Annotated in this window: 15 protein-coding genes; 5 read left to right on the top strand and 10 right to left on the bottom strand. The window is 55.3% G+C overall.

The genetic code is table 11. The features are described 5' to 3' along the window. Positions 1–4: 4 nt before the first annotated feature. Entirely contained in the window at positions 5–427 is a 423-nt protein-coding gene (locus tag THINI_RS02080) for a hypothetical protein (RefSeq protein ID WP_002707031.1), read from the top strand. A 378-nt stretch (positions 428–805) separates the two neighbouring features. After that, positions 806–1,081, top strand: a complete 276-nt coding sequence (locus THINI_RS02075) for a DUF3653 domain-containing protein (protein ID WP_002707029.1) — start codon at positions 806–808, stop codon at positions 1,079–1,081. 89 nt (positions 1,082–1,170) lie between these two features. Here THINI_RS02075 and THINI_RS02070 read toward each other — a convergent pair whose 3' ends face one another. From THINI_RS02070 to THINI_RS02050, 5 genes are all read right to left on the bottom strand, one after another. Then, entirely contained in the window at positions 1,171–1,509 is a 339-nt protein-coding gene (locus THINI_RS02070; protein ID WP_002707028.1) for a hypothetical protein, read from the bottom strand. A gap of 9 nt (positions 1,510–1,518) precedes the next feature. Then, positions 1,519–2,532 (bottom strand): rolling circle replication-associated protein, encoded by a 1,014-nt coding sequence (locus tag THINI_RS02065; RefSeq protein WP_002707027.1) that lies wholly within the window; start codon positions 2,530–2,532, stop codon positions 1,519–1,521. A gap of 1,108 nt (positions 2,533–3,640) precedes the next feature. Then, positions 3,641–5,194: a lysine--tRNA ligase gene (gene lysS, locus THINI_RS02060; protein WP_002707026.1), complete on the bottom strand. Its 1,554-nt coding sequence runs from the start codon at positions 5,192–5,194 to the stop codon at positions 3,641–3,643. Between the two features lie 2 nt (positions 5,195–5,196). Beyond that, positions 5,197–6,292 (bottom strand): peptide chain release factor 2 gene (gene prfB / locus THINI_RS02055; RefSeq protein WP_002707025.1). Its coding sequence is split into 2 segments (ribosomal slippage): positions 5,197–6,219 and positions 6,221–6,292, totalling 1,095 coding nucleotides; the frame shifts between segments, so codons are not numbered across the junction. A gap of 164 nt (positions 6,293–6,456) precedes the next feature. Continuing rightward, entirely contained in the window at positions 6,457–8,766 is a 2,310-nt protein-coding gene (locus tag THINI_RS02050) for a PKD domain-containing protein (protein ID WP_154724321.1), read from the bottom strand. A gap of 112 nt (positions 8,767–8,878) precedes the next feature. Here THINI_RS02050 and THINI_RS02045 point away from each other — a divergent pair, with 112 nt between their 5' ends. Both THINI_RS02045 and THINI_RS02040 read left to right on the top strand, forming a co-directional pair. Beyond that, complete coding sequence (locus tag THINI_RS02045) at positions 8,879–9,970, top strand: efflux RND transporter periplasmic adaptor subunit (RefSeq protein WP_002707023.1); 1,092 nt, start codon at positions 8,879–8,881, stop codon at positions 9,968–9,970. Then, positions 9,967–13,041: an efflux RND transporter permease subunit gene (locus tag THINI_RS02040; RefSeq protein ID WP_002707022.1), complete on the top strand. Its 3,075-nt coding sequence runs from the start codon at positions 9,967–9,969 to the stop codon at positions 13,039–13,041. Before THINI_RS02045 ends, THINI_RS02040 begins: the two co-directional genes overlap by 4 nt. Before the next feature lie 53 nt (positions 13,042–13,094). Here the strand turns inward: THINI_RS02040 and THINI_RS02035 are convergent, their stop codons facing one another. The 5 genes from THINI_RS02035 to THINI_RS02015 all read right to left on the bottom strand — a co-directional run bounded on the left by THINI_RS02035 (position 13,095) and on the right by THINI_RS02015 (position 18,509). Beyond that, positions 13,095–13,445 (bottom strand): YajD family HNH nuclease, encoded by a 351-nt coding sequence (locus THINI_RS02035; RefSeq protein WP_002707021.1) that lies wholly within the window; start codon positions 13,443–13,445, stop codon positions 13,095–13,097. A gap of 15 nt (positions 13,446–13,460) precedes the next feature. Beyond that, positions 13,461–14,330 (bottom strand): thioredoxin, encoded by an 870-nt coding sequence (trxA, locus tag THINI_RS02030; RefSeq protein WP_002707020.1) that lies wholly within the window; start codon positions 14,328–14,330, stop codon positions 13,461–13,463. Between the two features lie 6 nt (positions 14,331–14,336). After that, positions 14,337–15,959: a DUF945 family protein gene (locus tag THINI_RS02025; RefSeq protein ID WP_002707019.1), complete on the bottom strand. Its 1,623-nt coding sequence runs from the start codon at positions 15,957–15,959 to the stop codon at positions 14,337–14,339. Positions 15,960–16,038: 79 nt separating this feature from the next. After that, positions 16,039–17,595, bottom strand: a complete 1,557-nt coding sequence (gene murJ / locus THINI_RS02020) for a murein biosynthesis integral membrane protein MurJ (protein ID WP_002707018.1) — start codon at positions 17,593–17,595, stop codon at positions 16,039–16,041. 86 nt (positions 17,596–17,681) lie between these two features. Then, the gene (locus tag THINI_RS02015) at positions 17,682–18,509 is read right to left on the bottom strand and encodes an SGNH hydrolase domain-containing protein (protein WP_002707017.1); all 828 of its coding nucleotides are present in this window, start codon (positions 18,507–18,509) and stop codon (positions 17,682–17,684) included. 146 nt (positions 18,510–18,655) lie between these two features. Here THINI_RS02015 and THINI_RS02010 point away from each other — a divergent pair, with 146 nt between their 5' ends. Continuing rightward, positions 18,656–21,547, top strand: coding sequence for a UvrD-helicase domain-containing protein (locus THINI_RS02010; RefSeq protein WP_002707016.1), 2,892 nt, complete (start codon positions 18,656–18,658; stop codon positions 21,545–21,547). Positions 21,548–21,593 lie beyond the last annotated feature (46 nt).

Below are 21,593 nucleotides of genomic sequence, written 5' to 3'. Positions count from 1 at the left end.
CTATATGAATGAAATGCTGGAATATTTGTTTTTCACTTCAAGCGTCGCCGACAAGTTCATTAGTGTGCTGAAGGAGCGCAATCTGGATTATATCCAAGAAGCGGAGCCGATGCAGGGCGCTATCGTCCTGAAAATTGCTGAAGGTGTAGATGACGACTTGTGGGATGCGTTGGATGACCTTTACGACGAACTGAGCGAAGAAGACCAAGCCTTGCTGGAGGAAGGGATCGATGACAGCGGCGCGAAAAGCGCAGCGGGAATTTACCTGCAACTGCTGGGCGGTAAACAAACCATTGCTCAGGTTGACCCTGACATCATGAACAAGATATTAAGCGCCATCACAATGGATGAATTGAACGCTTTCATCGACACGATTGTACGCAGCGTCGAGAATCCGGATGATTCACCCATTTGTAAACGTTTGTAAACGTCGATCAGGTGCAATGCCCGTCAGTGCCAGAACTGGGTTTTGCACTGACGGCAAAGGTAAAACATTTTCTGGGTAAACAACTTGCGGAAACGGGGACGACGAGCCCTAACAATTGCTGCTGTGCTGGAACACACGGGGCAGGAAATTGCATCATGCTTTGCAGTAAGGGTGTTTTGGTATTGTGCTTGCCGTTGTTGATAAGTAACGAAGCAACCAGACGATTCCATTGTGAAAACTTTTCCATCCATTTGGGCGACACCATTTACCTGTTAGAACACACACTTCCTTTGACATCATCAAGTATAGGCTATTATTTTCTACTTGCTTCATTTTTTCATTTCACGTTTATTATGTCAATTTGACATAATATGCATTATGCGAAATTGGGTACTGCCAAAGCGCTGGAATGGCTGGACTTTCTGGGAAGGCTTTTTGGTCGACCCGGAGGGAAACCGCTACACCCCCGACATGGTGAAGGCGTCGATTTTCGGGCAGGAATTGATGCATGAACTGGCAGGAAGCCCCTTGCAGGTCTACAGCCTGAAACGGGAACTCAAAAAGCGGGTTGACGCCCTTCAGGACTCCCCCGAAATCGTGATCCGATGGCAGGACCAGGAACTGGCGGTGAAACTGCCCAAGGCCGGAAAATGAGGGTTGGCCCGGTGAAGCTGGAACACCGGGCCAGGGTCAAGGCAGGAAACCAAAAACAAAATAAGGAACTGAACCTGAATTTTCCAATCCTACCGGAGAGAAATAAGCCTTATACCTTCATCCGGTTCCCCTATCAGAACAGAATCCGGCGGCAGGTTCAAGGCCGACACCCATGATTCTGGCGGCGGCAGCACCCCGGAAAACCGGCGGAACCCGGCGGAATGCGCCCAAACCCACGATTCAGGCTTCGCAAGCTCAACCGACCCGGCAAACTTCACCCGGCGCTGGTGATATTTCAGTTCCGTGAGCAGTTCACGCGGGCAACCCAGAACGCGGGCAAACACCCTTTCATTGTGCTGGGCAACATGGACGGCAAACCGCAACGGGATACGCTCACAATCAGACCACAGGTCGATATTTTTCCCCATCAGCACCCCCTAAAACGGTGTCCATTGCACAAAGACAAGGATTTCATCCAGTTCAGCAGCACCACCCCACAGGACAGAGGACACAAACAGCTTGTGCAACCAATGCCCTTGCAGGGCGCGTTCATCAAACCGGCATTTGTAGTGGTTCACCAGTTGGCGCGTGGCATTCCCGCAGGTGTAGCCATGCCCCACCACGAAACGCCAGACCGGGCGCAGGTTGCCAAACACACCCCAGAACCTGCCCACGTTGGTGAAGCCTTCGGGGACGGCCTTCTGTTCCTGTTTCGCGGCGTACTTGGTGGCGTACAGGCTGGCAACATGCGGCTTGCGCATCCACTCAAGGCACGGACGCCCGGACAGCTTGCCCAAATGCCAGTCCAGATGCTTACGGTCATCAGAACCGACGATCCGATACCAGGCACGGGCAACCCCATCAATGCCGCCCGACGGCCAACCCGTCAGGAACAAGTGCAAGTGTGGCGCTCCCCTCTTCTGAAATTCCAAAATCCAGACACCGCCGACATGGTGGCGCACCAGCCATTTACGCATGGCGCGAAGGTCGCGTTTCACCTTGTCACCATCACAGGGGAATTCCTTCGGGTAGGTCAGCGTCAGCATGGACTTGACGGAACCATCAGGCACGTTACGGATTGCCAGTTTCATACGCTTGATGGAAGGTTTCGACAATTGGGTGATCTTGCCGCGTTTGCCCCCTCCCCCATGGTTCGGCAACGAACCGTTGGTGATCTTGTGCTTAACAATCACATCCTGAGCACCAATCTGGAGGGTAACGGTTTCCTGAACGTGGGCGGCGGGCTGGTAACCTGCTATCGGGATAGCAGTCCCCGGAACATAGCGGGGAACCTCAGCCAGAGGGATCAGCGGGAGTTCCGCAGGTTTGGCCAAATGGCGGGAAACCCAGGCATCCAACTTGCTGGCGGATTCAGGGGACAACACGCCGCCGGTAGACCACACGTCACCCGACGGATTGCGGGCAGAACCCGCAGGGGTTATAGTTTGCACGGTTCGGGAGCCTCAAGTGTACGTTGAGCCTTGGACACAAGGCCGGATTGCTTCCAACAATTCGGCCTTACTTTCTTCCCAGTCGCCCGCCTTAAGGCGAAACCCCACACGCCCAAGCCATGCAGAGTCCGTGAACCCCAATTCGGTAGGTTCACGCTGGTGTCATATTGGCTATTCCGGATACACCTCGGGAGCCACCCATGCCTTACTTTATGGCATCGAACCAAAACTAATGTAATCGGCAGTTTAGCCGCAATGGGGCAACCGACGAAAGGTCAATATTGCTTAAAAGTTAGCTGTATGCAGCCACGCAGGGGGCTTTATTTTGGCCAATGGCCAGATATGTGCCTTATGACAAGGGATAGCGGCCTACCGGCCACCCTACCCCCCCGCTCCGTCGACTGCGCGCTGTGGGCAGGGCAGCCGGTAGGCGCTACGCCATCAGTCCACATGATCATCCACTGGCTGAATGTCCCAAGCCCACTTTCCTTTGTCTATCCGACCGGTAACCAGTGCGGCTCACATGCGCGAGCAGGTGCGCACGGCGCACAAAGACAGCTTTCAGGTGACGATCATGCCCAACCTTACTATCCATCAAAGGCATGTCAGCATTAGCCGCTGTCATCTACAGTCAGCGGTGCGCACGGCGTCAGATTCTGGCGTTATGGTCGCGGCCAGTAGGCCGGATTACGCGGAATAAAGTACGGTGCAACTGTTCTGATACTCCCCGCCGCTACTTTTTAAGAGGCGCGAACATATAACGCCAACCCGGTTTTATTGAAAATAGAAATCCATTTATCTGGCTTTTAAAACCATTGCCATTATCTTTTAAATCGAATTTTTAAAACATGGCTATGATTTTTTAAACCATTTTACCACGGTATGCATTATGCGAAATTCGCAAAAGGGGCTAGTCTGTCGGATGGTGGAGTTTTCCACCTTGCATTTGTGGCGGCGCGGGCTTAGGACAGCCCTTTTGGAGTCATGGCATGGATACGCGGATGATAAAAACATCAGCGTGGACAATGGAGCTTGCCCACGAGCTGATAGGATCACCCTTGCAGATGATGGTGATGATGCTGGGGGTATTGCTGCGCGACCAGGCTGTTTACGGGTTCCGCTTCGCTCCATCCGCTGCGAGGACAAGCCCTACACATCCTTCTGGCCGCATATGGGGGAACAAAATCACATCCCTGATCGACGGCGCATCGGTAAACAGCATCACCAGCCGGTCAATCCCGATCCCCTGCCCCGCTGTCGGCGGCATTCCGTATTCCAGTGCCCGCACGTAATCGGCGTCGTAGTGCATGGCTTCATCATCACCCGCATCCTTGTCCGCCACCTGTTGCATGAAACGCTCGGCCTGGTCTTCCGCGTCATTCAACTCGGAGAAACCGTTACCAATCTCACGCCCGCCGACGAAGAACTCGAAACGGTCAGTAATGAACGGGTTGGCGTCGTTGCGACGAGCCAGCGGTGACACTTCCGCCGGATACTCGGTAATGAAAGTCGGCTGCATCAGGCGATGCTCAACGGTTTTCTCGAAGATTTCGATCTGCACTTTGCCGAGGCCATAACTATCCTTGAGCGGAATACCGAGGCTGGTAGCAACAGCCCGCGCCCCTTCCAGCGTGTCAATCTGCTCACCTGTGACATTCGGGTTAAAGTGCAAGATGGAATCACGCACGCTGATACGCGTAAACGGCTGGCTGAAATCGAAGGTTTCACCCTGATAGACGACTTCGCTGCTGCCAATCACATCGGTAGCAATGCCGCGCATCAGCGCTTCGGTCAAATCCATCAGGTCATGGTAGGTCGCATACGCCTGATAGAATTCGATCATGGTGAATTCAGGGTTATGGCGGGTGGAAAGCCCCTCGTTGCGGAAATTGCGGTTAATTTCAAACACGCGTTCGAAACCGCCCACTACCAGCCGCTTGAGGTACAACTCCGGCGCAATCCGCAAATACATGGGCAAATCCAGCGCATTGTGATGCGTGATGAAAGGCCGTGCGGTCGCCCCGCCCGGAATCACCTGCAACATCGGCGTTTCCACTTCCAGAAAGTCGCGCTGGATGAAGAAATTGCGGATATAACTGACGATCTTGGAACGCACCACAAACGCATCACGGGTTTCGTGGTTCATGATCAGGTCGATGTAGCGCTGGCGGTAACGCTGCTCATGGTCAGTCAAACCGTGGAATTTTTCCGGCAGTGGGCGCAGCGATTTGGTCAGCAGGCGGATTTCCTTGACCTTGACCGACAGCTCGCCCGTCTGGGTTTTGAACAGCGTACCCGCCGCCCAGATAATATCGCCCAAGTCCCAGTGGCTGTATTCGGTAAACAGCTCATCGCCCAGCACGTTTTTCTGGGTGTAAAGCTGGATGCGGCCAGATACGTCCGAAATAGTGGCGAAACTGGCCTTGCCCATCAAACGCTTGAGCATCATGCGCCCGGCGACGGTCACTTCCACCGGGTTTTCCTCAAACCACGGCTTGTCGTGTTCGCCGTACTGCGCGTGCAGGTCAGCGGCATTGTTGTCGCGCACCACGTTGTTGGGGAATGCCACACCCTGTTCACGCAGTTTCGCCAGCTTTTCGCGGCGTTGCGTAATCAGTTTGTTGTCATCGGAATGTTCTTGAGGGAGTTCTTGTTCGCTCATGCTTAGAGTCCGCTTTTCAAACTTGCTTCAATAAATTTATCGAGGTCGCCATCCAGCACCGCCTGGGTGTTGGCCGTTTCCACGCCGGTACGCAAATCCTTGATGCGCGACTGGTCGAGGACGTAGGAACGGATCTGGCTGCCCCAACCAATGTCGGATTTGCTGTCTTCCAGCGCCTGCTTTTCGGCATTGCGCTTCATCATTTCCAGCTCGTACAACTTGGCACGCAATTGTTTCATCGCGGTGTCCTTGTTCTGGTGCTGGGAACGCCCGCTCTGGCACTGTACAACGGTATTGGTCGGAATGTGGGTGATACGCACAGCTGATTCCGTCCGGTTGACGTGCTGACCACCTGCGCCGGAGGCGCGGTAAACGTCAATGCGCAAATCTGCCGGGTTGATGTCAATGTCGATGTTGTCATCCACTTCCGGGGAAACGAATACGCCGGTAAACGAGGTGTGGCGGCGGTTGCCGGAGTCGAAGGGCGATTTGCGCACCAGACGGTGGACGCCGGTTTCAGTACGCAACCAGCCGAAGGCGTATGGCCCTTCAAAGCTAATGGTCGCGCCCTTAATACCCGCCACGTCACCTGCGGTGGCTTCGATCAGCTCGGTCTTGAAACCTTTGGCCTCACCCCAACGCAAATACATGCGCAGCAGCATTTCCGCCCAATCCTGCGCCTCGGTGCCGCCGGAACCGGCCTGGATGTCGAGGAACGCATTGTTCATGTCCATTTCGCCGCAGAACATGCGCTGGAATTCGAGGGTTTTGACTTCGTTCTCGATGCTGTCCACATCAGCGATGACGGCGTTGGCGCTGGCTTCGTCGTCTTCCATTTCGGCCAGTTCGAGCAGCTCTTTGGCATCGGCCAGGCCGGAGGTGATCTTGTCGATGCCGCCGACGATGCCGTCCAGCACCGAGCGTTCCTTGCCGAGTTCCTGGGCGCGTTTGGGGTCGTTCCAAACGTCAGGGAGTTCGAGCTCGCGGCTTACTTCTTCCAGTCGTTCGCTTTTGACTTCGTAGTCAAAGATACCCCCTCAGAGCGTCGACGCGCCCCTGAAGGTCTTTGATCTTGGTGTAGGTGGGGTTGAGTTCCATTGTATTCCGCCAGTACCAGGGAAAAGCGGGGATGATAGCAATCATAGCAGGATAATCAAAGCCCGCAGAACGGGACTGAACCAAAGCCCGGCTGGGCATAGTCCGTTCAGCCGGGCTTCGGCTTGATTATCGATAATTTTTATTTATGATATGAGATATAACTTTTACGAAGCATTCATACCGGTTAGCTTCTTGCCTATATCATCTATATAAGGCCACCATTCCCAATCTAGATAATTTGCCCATTTACCAGTCTTGATGTAAATATCAGTCGATAAATTTTCGTTTTCGTAACGATGATCGATAATGCCATCAGCGTTACTATCGTATTCACGCAAAACCAAAATCCCGTCTACGTTATAGGTGTATATGTAACGCGAATCTACATTGCCGTCAGCATCGCTGTCGTATTCCTCCAACACCTTGTGGCCCTGGCCGTCATAGGCGTATATGTAACGTGAGTCTGCATTGCTGTCAGCGTCGCTGCTATCGTACTCCTTCAAGACTTGATTACCCTGTCCATCATAGGCATATGTGTAACGTGAGTCTGCATTACCGTCCGCGTCGTTGTCGAACTCTTCCAGCACTTTGTTGCCTTGCCCATCATAGGCATAGGCGTTACGTGAGTCCGCATTGCCATCAGCATCTTTATCGAACTCTTCCAGCACTTTGTTGCCTTGCCCATCATAGGCATAGGCGTTACGTGAGTCCGCATTGCCATCAGCATCTTTATCGAACTCTTCCAGCACTTTGTTGCCTTGCCCATCATAGGCATAAGCGTTACGTGAGTCTGCATTGCCGTCAGCATCTTTATCGAACTCTTCCAGCACTTTGTTGCCCTGCTCATCATAGGTATAGGCGTATGCGTTACGTGAGTCTATATTACCGTCACCATCGCTGTCGTATTCTTCCAGCACTTTGTTACCCTGCCTGTCAAAGGAATGGACGGCATAACTGGACAAAGATCCATCCTCCTTCCAAACAGATTCAGTGATTTTGTTGGCCATAGGATCCATCGCCCAAGTCCGGGAATAATATGGGTAATAATATGAGTACATGGCTGTATACCCACTATAACTATATTTTCTCTTGCTTCCCCCCTTGCCCTTGCCATCATCAAACATGGTAAAACGATTGTATTTTGTAGCGCCACCGTTGGCGTCCCATTCCCAAGGAGGACCGTCAGCACGGCCATTAAAGATCAGCCCACGAGTAACGGAAGGAGGGTATTCATAGTAACATTGGGTTTGCCTACCATTGGCGTTATAGTCGCAAGTCCAACTGGCATTGTAATATGATCGGTCTCCTGGTTTCTTGGAAAATACTGAAATATCAGGCACAAGCCCAAGCCCCGCATAGAGGGAATCCAATGCATACAACGGGTCACGCACCACGCGCACACCACCCCACAAACCGGCGAGCCTTGCCAAGCCAATAAACCGGTATAACGGTGAATAGCGGTTATCCCATTCAAGCCAATACCCGGAATACCCCGGCCTGACCGGAATCTTGCTGAAATCCAACGCTTGGCCGGTGGCAACGTCATGCAAGGCGGGAGGTATGGCAATCCCGTTATCCGGGTTGGCGTCTTCGTCAACAGTCTGGAGGAACTGGGCAATATTGGCCACCACCCCCAGCGGGGTTGGCTTTTTGGTATTCCAGAAATCCTGGATTGCCTTATCGACCTCCGCCGCGGCCATCGGCGGCGTGATCCCCACGAGATCAAACGGTGTCACTTGCGGAGCCGCCAAAGCAGTACCCAGGGAAATATCACCAATCGTAAAAGTCACTTGTTCATTATCGTTATATTCAAACTCGCCCTTCGTACCGGTTTCACCAGACAAAGTGGGCGTCTGATAATGCAGGCCAGCCACCGGTGGGGCAATGAAATACCCCGTCAACCGGTTCCTGACCAGCACATTGACCGAACTGTAGGCTTTGCCACCACTATTATCCGTTACTGTCAGTTCAAAGGTGAGGGTTTCATCCGCCAACACATCTGGCATGGTAAACACTGCGTTTGCGGCAGCGGCATCTATCCACTCCACTTCTGTGCCTGCCGTCTGTTTCCAGGCATAACTGACAATCTCCCCATCGGGGTCAAAACTGGCGCTGCCATCCAGCGTCACCGAGGTTTTTTTATTGGCTGTCCGGTTCGTACCCGCGTCAGCAGTTGGCGCATTATTCTCCGCAACCACATTACCCGCAGCATCCCCACTCGCAGACGAATTACCTGCCGTATTATTGGCGGAACCACCACCACACGCTGTCAGCAGCGATGTGACCAGCAATAACGCCGTAAATCCCCCTATTGAAAGCCGCCAATTGCTTGACGATACCAGTTTCATAAACGCACCTTTTGATAAACTTTGTAAACATCCAGTTACTAGATAAGCCCTGTTACAAATGTTAGCCCACAACGCATAAATTAATCTGTGATACAGAACACCGGATTTGCGAACACCAATAATCACAAAGCAAATATAACAGCCAAAAAATATCACAGGTCATGTTTATCAGAGAACTCGACAACTGACTAGTGGTCATTTAAGATTTGCCTCAAACAACTGACTGGCAGTCATTAATATGAAGAATTCTACTGCGCTTGCTATCCGTTCATTGTTTCTTGCGTCTGTACTGGCAGCCCTACCCTCACTGCCGGTACGGGCGGAAGAAGCGCCCGATGCCCTGCCCGCCAAGCCTGCGCTGGCGGTAAGTGTTGCCACGCCGGTGGAAGAAAGCTGGAATACCGGCATCACCGCCAACGGTGCCATTGCCCCGTGGCACGAAGCCATCATTGCCTCCGAAATCGGCGGCCTGCGCGTCACCGACGTGCTGGTGGATATTGGCGACGAAGTGAAAAAAGGCCAGGAACTGGTACGGCTTGCGCAAGCCGCCGTGAAAGCTGATGTCGCGCAAAAGCAGGCCAGCCTCGCTGAAGCCCGTGCCAACGCCGAGCGCGCCCGCCTCCTGAAAAGCAGCGGCGCATTGCCTGCCCAGCAGATTGACCAGTACCTGACCGGCGAAGCGGTGGCGGAAGCCGCGCTGGAAGCCCAGCAAATCCGCCTCGCGCAAACCCGCATCCTCGCCCCGGATGATGGCGTGATCTCCTCCCGCGCCGCCACCCTCGGCGCAGTCGTACAAACCGGTACCGAACTGTTCCGTCTGGTACGCCAAAACCGCGTGGAATGGCAAGCAGCCGTCACCAGCCAGGATATGGGGCGCGTGCAGCCCGGCCAGAAAGCCCGCTTGAACCTACCGGATGGCGGCAGCGTGGAAGGCGAAGTGCGCGTAGTTTCCCCCACCCTCGACGCCAATACCCGCAACGCCACCGCCTACATCAGCCTGCCACCGGGCAACCCAGCCAAACCCGGCATGTTCGCTGAGGGCGAAATCCTCACCGGCTCGGAAACCGCGTTGACCGTGCCGCAAGCCAGCGTGATCCTGCGCGACGGTAAAAATTACGTGTTTGCACTCGGCACAGACAACAAGGTCATGCAACGTTCCGTCAAAACCGGGCGACGCGCCAATGGCAAGGTGGAAATCCTCGACGGCCTGAGTACAGACGCCAAGGTGGTGGCTACCGGTGGCGCGTTCCTGAATGACGGGGATACAGTGGAAGTGGTCGACAAGCCACCTGCCAGCAGCCTGGGTGACAAACCAGAGGGTAAATCATGAACGTTTCCGCCTGGTCGATCCGCAACCCGGTTCCAGCCATCCTACTGTTTGCGCTGCTGACTTTCCTCGGCGTCAAAGGCTTCAAATCGCTGGGCATCCAGAACTTCCCCGACATTGACTTGCCGACCATCATTGTCAATGCCTCGCTGGAAGGCGCTGACCCGGCACAGCTGGAAAGCGAAGTCGCCCGCAAGATCGAAAACCAGCTTGCCACCATCAACGGCGTCAAGCACGTCCGCACTACCCTGACCGACAGCAGCGCCAGCATTGCCACCGAATTCGACATCGAGAAAGATACCGAGGTCGCGCTGAATGAAGTCCGCAATGCCGTCGACACCATCCGCGCCAACCTGCCCGCACAAATGAACGACCCGGTGGTTTCCAAAGTCACCACCGCAGGCAGCCCGCTGGTCACCTTCACGGTCGCCTCCGCCAGCATGGATGAGGAAGCCCTGTCGTGGTTCGTCGACAATGACATTACCCGTGCGCTAATGGCAGTCAAAGGCGTAGGCAAAGTGTCACGGGTTGGCGGAGTTGACCGCGAAGTCCGCATCGAACTTGACCCTGCCCTGATGACGGGGATGGGCGTCACTGCTGCCGACGTTTCCACCCGCTTGGGGCAAATGCAGCAGGATGCGCCCGGCGGACGTGGCGATGTCGGTGGCGGCATCCAGTCCGTGCGTACCCTAGGGCGGGTTGATACGGCGGCTGAACTCGGCGCAATCGACATCCCGCTGTCTAACGGGCGGCATGTACGTCTCGACCAGATTGCCCATATCCGCGACACCGTTGCCGAACGTTCCACCTATGCCCTGCTTAATGGCAAAGCGGTGGTCGGTTTCCAGATCACGCGGGTACGTGGCGCCAGTGAAATCGACGTGGTGAACGGGGTACGCGCGGAAATTGCCAAATTTGCCAGCGCCCATCCGCAAGTACAGATTGCCGAAGCCTACGACACCATCGAGCGCATCCAGGCCAACTACACCGGCTCCATGCACCTGCTGTACGAAGGCGCGGCGCTTGCCATCCTGGTGGTGTTCCTGTTCCTGCGCAACCTGCGCGCCACGCTGGTGTCGGCAGCTGCCCTGCCACTGGCAATTATCCCCACCTTCATGGCGATGCAATATTTCGGCTTCTCGCTCAACATCCTCACCTTACTGGCATTGGCGCTGGTCGTCGGGGTGCTGGTGGATGACGCCATCGTGGAAGTGGAAAACATCGAACGCCACTTGCACATGGGCAAAACGCCGTATCAGGCGGCTATGGAAGCGGCGGATGAAATCGGTCTGGCGGTCATTGCCACCACCTTTACGCTGGTAGCCGTATTCCTGCCCACTGCCTTCATGGGCGGCGTACCCGGCAAGTTCTTCAAATCCTTCGGCATTACCGCCGCCGTCGCGGTATTCTTCTCACTGGCGGTAGCGCGCTTACTGACGCCGATGATGGCGGCCTACTTCCTCAAGCCACATCCGCCAAAGGAACAAAAAGACGGCCTGATCATGCGCCTCTACATGCGGACTGTCGCCTGGTGCCTGAAACACCGCATCATCACTTTGGTAGCCGCCATCGCCATTTTCGTCGCCTCCCTACAAATCGTGCCGTTGCTGCCGAAAGGCTTCGTGCCGCCTGCCGATACCGCGCTGACCTCCGTTTCGCTGGAAATGCAACCGGGAACCACGCTGGATGAAACCTACGCGGTTGCCGAACAGGCTCGCCAGTTGCTTGCCCCCCTGCCAGATGTGAAAAAAGTCTTCACCATGGTGGGCGGCGGCGGTGGCGTCAGCAGCGGCCCATTCGCCATGAGCAGCGGCACGGATTCACGCAAGGCCACCCTGACCCTGCAACTGACTACCCGCGAAGAGCGTTCACGGGCGCAAACCGCCGTGGAAAACGACATCCGTCAAGCCCTCAAACCGCTGCCGGGGGTACGTTTCACCGTTGGTTCCGGTGGCGCGGGCGACAAGATGCAGGTGGTACTGGCCAGCGATGACGGCGACCTGCTGATCAAGACCGCGCAAGGCGCAGAACGCGACCTACGCACCATGCAGGGCATCGGCAACGTGGTATCCGGCGCAAGCCTGCAACGCCCGGAAATCCACATCAAGCCGGATTACGCCCGCGCTGCCGAACTCGGCATCAGCACCGAAGCCCTCGGGCAAGTGGTGCGCGTCGCCACCAACGGTGACTTTTCCACCCGCCTGCCCAAACTCAACCTGCCACAGCGGCAAGTGCCGATCCGCGTGCAATTCGACGAAGCAGTACGCGCCGACCTCGACACCATCCGCCAGTTGCGGATTCCGGGGCGCAATGGTTCCGTGCCACTGGCAGCAGTGGCGGATGTACAACTGGGTAGCGGCCCCTCCCAGATCGACCGCTACGACCGCAAGCGCAACGTCAGCATTGACGTGGAACTGAATGGCCTGCCAGTCGGGCAAGTCAATGCGATGGTGGAGAAACTGCCTTCCCTGAAAACCCTGCCGCCCGGCGTTGAGCAGCAAAGTTCCGGCGATGCCGAGCGTATGGCGGAACTGTTCGGCGGCTTTGGTGGGGCGATGCTGATCGGCGTGCTGTTTATCTACATCGTGCTGGTGCTGCTGTTCCACGATTTTCTGCAACCGATCACGATTCTGGCAGCGTTGCCACTATCGGTGGGCGGGGCATTGGTCGCTTTGCTGGTGACGGGCAGCAGTTTTTCGATGCCTGCGGTCATCGGCCTGCTGATGCTGATGGGGATCGTGACCAAGAACTCGATCCTGTTGGTGGATTACGCCGTGATGGCGCGGGAACGTGACCAGAACGGACGTGTTCCTGCCTTGCTGGACGCCTGCCACAAGCGGGCAAGGCCGATCGTGATGACCACCATCGCCATGGGCGCGGGCATGATGCCGACCGCGCTGGGGCTGGCGGCTGACCCGAGTTTCCGCCAGCCAATGGCGATTGTGGTGATTGGCGGGTTGGTGGCTTCCACTTTCCTGAGTTTGCTGGTGGTACCGGCGGTGTTTACGTTTATTGATGACATCCTGGTCGGTTTCAGGAAGGTGAGCCACAAGTTGAAACATGCGGAGGCTTGATCCGCTGAGGCGTTGAAGACGGCAGACACGGAAGTCTGCCCCTACGTGACAGGTTATTTCTTTTTCATTTTTTCTTTCAGGTTGGCGAAGGGGTTGTGGGTGGCTGCGGCTGGGCCTTGCGTCCCTGCTGACCCGCCATAGGCGGCTTCCAGCAGTTTCTGGTGTTCGTAGTCGTGGCAGTAGAGGCATAGCAGTTCCCAGTTGCTGCCATCCGGCGGGTTGTAGTCGTGGTCGTGGTTGCGGTGATGCACGGTCAGTTCGCGCAGGTTGGCGTGAGTAAATTCGCGGCCACAACGTCCGCATACCCACGGGTACATTCTCAGCGCCTGTTCGCGGTAGCCTTTGGCGCGTTCATCAGCGTTTTTGCGTGCCTTGATGACGATGGCTTCGTGTTCCGGTTTCATGCCTCTCCCCTTTTTTTAATAAATCAACGAAAACATCTTGTTCCGATACTTCTTCACCAGCGGATTCTTCGCTCCGATCAGCTCAAAAGTGCTGAGCATCCCCTGCTTGCCGGCCCCATCCTGGAAATTGCTGTCTTTCTTGTGGACGGTGAAATACAGCTCCAACCCGCCTTCGATGTCATCCATCGCAACGCGAATTTTCGCCAGCTCCAGCATGGTGGCAAGGTCGTCGGGATTTTCAGCCAGCCGCTGTTCCAACGCTGAAGTGTCGACCCCGACCACCTGCGCCTGCAATTTGGCTTTTTTGGCTTCGGCCAGCAACTGGCTGAGGATTTCGTTTTCAATGGCGTCTGGTGGCACGGCTTGCAGCATGAATTCGGCCTCTTCCGCCCGTTCGGACTGGATCAGCATACCGGCCAGTTCAATCACCGCTTCGTAGAAATCCGGTTCGTGCTGCACGACCTGTTCCATCAATTGCACCGCGCCTGTCAGGTCGCCGCTTTCGTACATCGCCAATGCCTGCTGGCGGTACGGCTCGGTCTTGCGCACGCGGTGACGGTTGATGATCTTGCGGATTTCACCTTCCGGCTGCACGCCCATGAATTCGTCGACAATACGCCCTTCCTTAATCACCTTAACGGTGGGCAGGTTGCGCACGCCGAATTGCTGCGCCAGTTGCTGGTGCTGGTCGGTGTTGACCTTGACCAGGATGAAACCGCCCTGGTATTCGTCGGCCAGTTTCGCCAGCAGCGGCATCAGCGTCTTGCATGGCTGACACCAGTCAGCCCAGAAATCTACCAGCACCGGAACTTGATAAGAGTTTTCCAGCACCACCTGCTGGAAATTTTGCGGGTTCGCTTCAAAGATGTAGGGGGAATCGGCCATCGTTATTTACTCCTGTGTACCCTTTTGGTCTTCTTCCGGCATCTTGCCGTCCTGCACGTCTTGCTGAATTTGCTGTAATTGCCTGAGCATTTCAACCGTTTCGCGTGGCACATCATCACTTTCTTCCAGCAACTGGATGACTTCTGGTGTCAGACCTTCCTGCTCGATCTTCTGCATCAGGTCTTCAGGGATGCCCATGTCCGGGTCGCCGCCTTCTATGCCCGTACCTTGCGGGGCAAGCATTTGCATCAAATCAGCAAAAGGCATTGACTTGCCGTTGAGGGTGACGTTTTCACCCGCCAGTTCGATGTCGCTCTTGAGTTTGCCGCCTTCCATTTTAATCAGCCCCTGCTCCTCGTATGGCATCACCAGCATGTCGAAGCCTTCCGGCAACATGGCCTTGTCGGCGTCCAGTGCGATCTTGCCCTTGAGCATTTGACCCCAATCGTTGGGGGTGTAAGTGGCAAGTTCCATCAGTGAGGGAACGCCTTCGCCCGTGTAGGTCAGGTCAATGTCTGCATTGATCCCGCCTTTGGCACTTTCCGCTTTCAGCACGCTATGCAAGTGGCTCTTGTTGGTTTTCAGTACCTTGCCGAAAGCGACTTGCATGACCCGTTCGGCGGTCTGGTTGATTTTTTCCATCAGTTCCTGTTGCTTTTGCTGGCCTTCGGGGGTTTCCATGGCATCGGCGTTCCAGACCATCTGGTTCTGGTGGCTTTGCATATCAGCTTGCAACTTGCCCAGTTCTTCCAGCCCGGCCACATCCAGCCCGGCCATATCCATGCTGAAATCCAGCTTGCTGAGCGCGTCTTCCACGCCCTGGATATTGCTGGCCTGCATAGTGAGCTTACCGGCTAGTTCATTGTCTTTCACATCGCTGCCAGTCTGCATGGCAAGGTCAAAGGTGGTCGGCACGGTTGTACCTGCTGCAAGAATGGAAACACCCGGAACCTTGAGGTCGAAATTGCCCAGCGCCTGCCCGCCGACCATGCCGGTGACTTCACCTTCCAGTTGCGCGGACGGAATGCTGATCTGGGAAGCGTCATCCCTAATTTCCACCTTGCCTGCTGTAATGCTGATCGTGCCTTGCATGTCAGCGGTGCTGGTACTGGAACCTTGCATGGTAATGGCGTCAGTCACAATGGTTGCGCCATTATCCACCTTCATGGGGTTGATGGTGAAGTCATAGTCAGCATTACCGCCAAAACCGAGCACGGTATGCCCTTCCACCGGCGGTTTGCCTTCAAAAGCGGTGGTCAGCCACTGGCGTTTTTCTTCATCCAGCGAATCCATATCCAATTGGGTGTCGACGCGGGCAGAGCCGAACTGTAACGGGCTACCGCCACCGAAAAAGACTGGCCCATTCTGGATGCTATTTATAACTTGCACTTCACCCACCCACTCATTGAAAGGAGGCGCATCAAAGGTCATTTTGGTGATGGCTTTGGAACTCAATAACCCTTTTTCATAACTGACCAGTTCCTGGTGCAAACCACTACGGGCAGATGCCTGATTTTGCTGGTCGAGGAACTGTTTGATGGATGCCTCTGTTTGCTGGCCGATAAACCAGCTAGCCCCACCCCACGCGACTAACAACACGACCGGGGCGGACAACAATAATTTTTTCATGAGGAGAAGCTCCTGAATGATTGCATGTAGATTTTATTTTGAGTAAGCCAAGGTACGCAGTGTAGCAAACAATGCCGCACTAACGTCCCAACATCTGTTTAAACGACATTCCCAGTAAGCGCAGGGTCGCGAAATAGCTGACCAGTGCCAGCACAATCAGCCCCAGCAGCCAGCCGATTTTTGGCCATACCGCCGCTGTCTGCCACCAGGCATCCGTCGGCGAAACCAGCCAGATCAAGCCACCCATGACTAAACACGCCAGGGTGATTTTTAGCAAAAATGCCCCCCAGCCTTTTTCCGGGTCGAAAATTTGCTGCTTGTGCAGGTTGTAAAACAGCAACCCTGCATTCACATAACCCGCCAGCGCCGTGGCCAGCGCCAACCCTGCATGGGGGCCGGGCGTGCCGGAAAAATGCCAGGGCAATACAATTAACATGTTTAATAACATATTGGAAACAATTGAAATGACACCGATTTTCACCGGCGTTTTGGTATCCTGCCGGGAATAGAACCCAGGGGCAAGTACTTTCACCAGAATAAAGGCGCTCAGGCCGAAGGAGTAGGTTGTCAGGCTCATGGCCGACATCTGCACATCTTTCCAGCCATACGCGCCATGCATCATCACCGTCGCCAAGATCGGTTCCGCTAACAGCATCAGCCCCAAAGTGGCGGGAATGGAAATCAGCAAGCCCATCCGCAACGCCCAGTCCATGGTGTGACGGAATTGCGCAGCATCCGCTTTCGCATGGTCACTCGACAGCTTGGGCAGGATCACCGTTCCCAGCGCCACCCCGACAATCGCCAGCGGCAATTCCACAAAGCGGTCGGAGTAATACAGCCAGGAAATGCTGCCCACCGCGAGGAAGGACGCCAGCAAGGTATTGATCAGCAGGTTCAACTGCGCAATCGAGGAACCGAATAGGGTCGGTATCATCAGCTTCATGATGCGGCTGACACCCTCATGCCCTTTGCGGATGCGGAAACGCGGTAACAACCCCAGCCGTGCCAACGTTGGCAACTGGAACACCAATTGCGCGATCCCGGCGAAAAATACGCCCCACGCCAGCACCAGAATGGGTTCATCAAAATACGGTGCCCCCCAAATAGCCGCCGCAATCATCACCACATTCAGCAACGCAGGCGTCAGTGCCGGAATAGCGAACTTGTGGAAAGTGTTGAGGATGCCACTAACAAACGCCGTCAGCGAAATGAACAGGATGTAGGGAAAGGTAATCCGTAACATCTGCACCGCCAACTCCGGACGCGCCTCCGGTTTGGCATCAAACCCCGGCGCGAAAACCCACATCACCACCGGCGCGGCCACCACGCCAACCACCGTAATCACCAGCAGGATCAAGCCCAGATAACCGGCCACATGGTCAAGCAAATCCTTGAGGGTTTCCCTATCCTGCTTTTCCTTGTATTCCGACAGCACCGGCACGAAAGCCAGCGAAAATGCCCCCTCGGCAAACAGGCGGCGCAGCAGGTTGGGGATGCGGAAGGCAACATAAAATGCATCCGTCGCCCCGTCGACCGGGAAATAGCGGGCAACAATCATGTCGCGCAGCAAACCCAGTACACGGGAAACCATGGTCATGGCGCTGATCACAGCGCTGGAACGCAGCAGGCGGCTCATAAGGGTGGCAATCGTATCCTTGCATCAAAGCCGCCGATTCTGCCCGAATCAGGTGCAAAGGTCATGCAGGAAATGTGGATTCGCCCTCACATTTTCCCCAACGCCGAGTTCCCGAACAAAACCTTGCCGACATGGCGCGCGCCCGCCTGGGTCAGATGCCTGCCGTCGTAGGAAATCAGTTGCAGGTCAGGGGTGAACAGCGGGCAACTGGCTTCATCCCCACACAGCAACTGGTGCGGGTTTACGAACAACACATCCTTGCCCAGTTGTTTGGCCAGTTTCTCGTTGATGGTCTTGGCTTCAACAGGATTGACCTTATTGCGCAGGGTTTTCAGTTCATCATCCGCCATCCGTAAATATTTCTGCGCCGCAATTTTGCCGAAAAACTTGTTGCCGACCACCACCACTTTCTGTTGCGGCCTCAGGCCTAATTGCCCCAGGGTGCTGGGCAAGCCATCTGCCACCGCCGGTTTCCAGCGCGAGGCAAAGATCACCAGATCGGCTTGCTGGATCTGCTCCTGGGCGCGTTGCAGACTGTCAGCATGGTTGGGATCTGCGCAAAATGCCTTGTCCTTGGCCGCGATGAGGCCGACTGCCCCCTTCCCTATGACCGTTTGGCAGTCATAAGGGATATAGCGCAGGCTTATTTGGTAGTCTCGCAGATAAGCATTTTCTTCGATGGCATTTACCAGGTCGCAGGCGTAGCTGTCGCCAACGATCAGGGCGGTTTTCTTGCCTTTAGCGTCGAAGGGTTTGCCCTTCAAATCGCGGCAACGGGCAAAGGCGTATTCGCCACTGGCTTTGGCATCTGCCGCCGCAATCAGGTTTTCACGCACGGACTGGCCTGCGGGCGCGCTGGTAGAGGCAAGTATCATGAACAGACTGACAAGCCATAGGGTGGCATGGCGAAGCATGGCAACCTCCTTATTGTTGAACGTAGTTTGGTCAGGTTTGACCACAGACTATAGGACAGGTTCACGCCGGGCGGGATTCAAACCTTGCTGCCAGCATAGATTGGCTGTATTCGCCAGAATGCCACGCCTTACGCCACAATAGCGCCATGCAAATTCTGTTGTATAACGAACTCGACCCCGACATCATCAATGGCTTCGCCAAATGGCGCAGTTTCATGGAAGCCGACGACCTTAAATCGGCGGATGTCAAAAAAATCGGCGACAACCTTTACCGCGCGCGCCTTAACCGCAGCGACCGCCTGCTGCTATCGTTCTACCGGCATAACGGCGAACGCTACGCACTGGTGCTGGAATACCTGGAAAGCCACGACTACGCCGGTTCACGTTTCCTGCGCCACGGCACGACGGTGGACGAAGACAAAATCCCCCCATTGGAGGAAGCGCCCGCCAACCCGCCGGTGCTGGCTTACGTCAACGCGGCACACCCACGCTTCAACCTGCTCGACAAGGTAATTTCCTTTGATAAAAACCAGCAGGCCGTTTACGCGCTGGAGCCGCCACTGGTCATCATCGGTTCGGCAGGTAGTGGCAAAACCGCACTGACGCTGGAAAAACTCAAGGGCTGCCGTGGCGACGTGCTGTACGTGACACTTTCGCCGTATCTGGTGAAAAATTCCCGCGACCTGTACTACGCCCACCAGTACGTCAACCCGCACCAGCAGGTCGATTTCCTGTCCTTCGACGAATTTCTGGAAAGTATCCAAATACCGAACGGCAAGCCTGTAAACTTCCGTCATTTTGCCGACTGGCTCAGCCGTCTACCGCGCCTTGCCATCAAGGATGCACATAAACTGTTCGAGGAATTCCGTGGTGTGCTGACCGGCCCTTCGGTCGAAGCTGCTTATCTGGAGCGGGGGGAATACCTCAACCTCGGCGTGCGCCAGTCGATTTTTCCGGAGGATGAACGCCCGCTGGTCTACGACATTTTCACCCGCTATCTGGTGTTCTTGCAGGAACAGCGCCTATATGACAGCAACATCCTCAGCCACCAATACCTACAAAAAATCAACCCGCGTTACGACTTCGTGGTGGTCGATGAGGTGCAGGATTTCACCAACATCCAGCTTTATCTGATCCTGAAAGCACTGCGCAACCCCAGCGGCTTCGTGCTATGCGGCGATTCCAACCAGATCGTCCACCCCAATTTCTTTTCCTGGAGCAAGCTCAAAAGCCTGTTCTTTACCCATGGGGAATTACAGGCGGACACCGGTATGGTGTGCATCCTGCACACCAATTACCGCAACGCGCCACAGGTGACGGAGCTGGCCAACCGCATCCTGCTGTTGAAAAATGCCCGCTTCAGCTCCATTGACCGCGAAAGCAATTATCTGGTGCACAGTAACGGCCATGTGCAAGGCGAAGTGCTGTTCCTGCAAGACTGCGACAACATCCGCCGCGAACTTGACGCCAAGACCCGCGCTTCCACCCGCTTTGCCGTCGTGGTGATGCACGCGGAACAGAAAGCAGCCGCCCAACGGCATTTCAATACCCCGCTGGTGTTTTCCATCCAGGAAGCCAAGGGGCTGGAATACGACAATATCATCCTCTACAACTTCCTCAGCGACGAAGACAAGCGTTTCCGCGAAATCAGTCATGGGGTTAAGCACGAAGATTTGCAGCAGGACGAATTGCGCTATGCCCGTGCCAAGGACAAGACCGACAAGTCGCTGGAAATCTACAAGTTTTACATCAATGCACTGTACGTCGCCCTCACCCGCGCGGTGCGCAACCTGTACTGGATCGAAGCCAACCCCAAACAACGCCTGCTGGATCTGATTGGCCTGCGCGACGCGCTGGATACCCTCAATCTCGATAGCCAGGATTCCAGCCTGGAAGAATGGCAACGCGAAGCCCACAAGCTCGAATTACAGGGCAAACAGGAACAGGCCGAACGCATCCGCCGCGAAATCCTCCAGCAACAAGCGCCTGACTGGCCGGTTTATCGTGACGAATCGCTTGCGCATCTTCACCAGCAAGCCATCCGGCAAGGCGACCGCAAAGCCCGCCTCGCCCTGTTTGAATACGCACTGGTGTACGAAGACCGCTATTTCTTGCGCGACCTGCGGCTGGCCAACTTCAAACCGGCGCGGCATCCGGCCCATGGCATCAAGCAACTCCAGCAGAAATACTACCTGCCCTACATGGCCAAAAACCCGTTGGCCTTGCGCAACCAGATCAACCGCCTCGGGGTGGATTTCCGCAACCCGTTCAACCAGACGCCGCTGATGGTGGCTGCCTGGCTGGGCAATGCCGTACTGGTGGAAGAATTGACGGCACGCGACGCGGATACCGGGCTGACCAACAACAACGGCTTTACCGCCTTCCAGATTGCGCTCCAGCAAGCCAGCAAAGATGAAAAATACGCCCGCCAGCACCTCGCTGACATTTACAGCCTGCTGGAACCCGACAGCCTCAGCATCCAGATTGATGGCAAGTTGCAAAAGCTGGACAAGCGCAGCATGGAATTTTTCCTCCTCAACCTGATGATTGCACTGTTCTACCGGGTTCTGCCAGTCAATGTGATGGGCAAAGGCGGTTATTGTAGCCAGGACATCATCGACGCCATCACCCATTTCCCAGCGGAAGTGTTGACATCGCAGCGTAAGCAGCGCGCCTATATTTCCGGCATATTTGCCAAAAATGAGATGTACCGCCCTGACCCTTACAACCGCAAGCTATTCTACCGTGTCAGGCATGGCCACTACCTGTTCAACCCAACCCTGATGCTGCGCGTGGAAAGCGAATGGGTGAATATTTACGATCTGCTGAATCTCGACAAGCTGGCCTATCAGCCTAAAAACACACCCGACTGGTGGGATAATGAGGAGCAGCAATCCTGGGACCAGTGGCTGGATGATGGCCGCGAACATATCAAACAGCAACTCCAGCAAGTGCGTGGTGCGTTGTTGAACGAAGCGCTGGCCATGCTGAAAATCCTCTGCGAGCAGGAGTTACACAAGATACAAGACTCAAGTTAGCCCCCGAAAAAGGGCGTATGCAATACGCCCCTACATGGCACACCCG

Source organism: Thiothrix nivea DSM 5205 (assembly GCF_000260135.1).
GTDB classification, from domain to species: domain Bacteria; phylum Pseudomonadota; class Gammaproteobacteria; order Thiotrichales; family Thiotrichaceae; genus Thiothrix; species Thiothrix nivea.
Note: the sequence above shows the minus strand (reverse complement) of the source record. Positions and strands in the feature narration are given on the sequence as shown.

What these genes read in the sequence shown, in the direction of transcription:
- murJ (WP_002707018.1), bottom strand. Translation starts at nt 17,595, where the DNA reads ATGAGCCGCCTGCTGCGTTCCAGCGCTGTGATCAGCGCCATGACCATG.
- THINI_RS02080 (WP_002707031.1), top strand. Translation starts at nt 5, where the DNA reads ATGAATGAAATGCTGGAATATTTGTTTTTCACTTCAAGCGTCGCCGAC.
- THINI_RS02010 (WP_002707016.1), top strand. Translation starts at nt 18,656, where the DNA reads ATGCAAATTCTGTTGTATAACGAACTCGACCCCGACATCATCAATGGC.
- THINI_RS02070 (WP_002707028.1), bottom strand. Translation starts at nt 1,509, where the DNA reads ATGGGGAAAAATATCGACCTGTGGTCTGATTGTGAGCGTATCCCGTTG.
- THINI_RS02045 (WP_002707023.1), top strand. Translation starts at nt 8,879, where the DNA reads ATGAAGAATTCTACTGCGCTTGCTATCCGTTCATTGTTTCTTGCGTCT.
- THINI_RS02015 (WP_002707017.1), bottom strand. Translation starts at nt 18,509, where the DNA reads ATGCTTCGCCATGCCACCCTATGGCTTGTCAGTCTGTTCATGATACTT.
- trxA (WP_002707020.1), bottom strand. Translation starts at nt 14,330, where the DNA reads ATGGCCGATTCCCCCTACATCTTTGAAGCGAACCCGCAAAATTTCCAG.
- THINI_RS02025 (WP_002707019.1), bottom strand. Translation starts at nt 15,959, where the DNA reads ATGAAAAAATTATTGTTGTCCGCCCCGGTCGTGTTGTTAGTCGCGTGG.
- THINI_RS02040 (WP_002707022.1), top strand. Translation starts at nt 9,967, where the DNA reads ATGAACGTTTCCGCCTGGTCGATCCGCAACCCGGTTCCAGCCATCCTA.
- lysS (WP_002707026.1), bottom strand. Translation starts at nt 5,194, where the DNA reads ATGAGCGAACAAGAACTCCCTCAAGAACATTCCGATGACAACAAACTG.
- THINI_RS02035 (WP_002707021.1), bottom strand. Translation starts at nt 13,445, where the DNA reads ATGAAACCGGAACACGAAGCCATCGTCATCAAGGCACGCAAAAACGCT.
- THINI_RS02075 (WP_002707029.1), top strand. Translation starts at nt 806, where the DNA reads ATGCGAAATTGGGTACTGCCAAAGCGCTGGAATGGCTGGACTTTCTGG.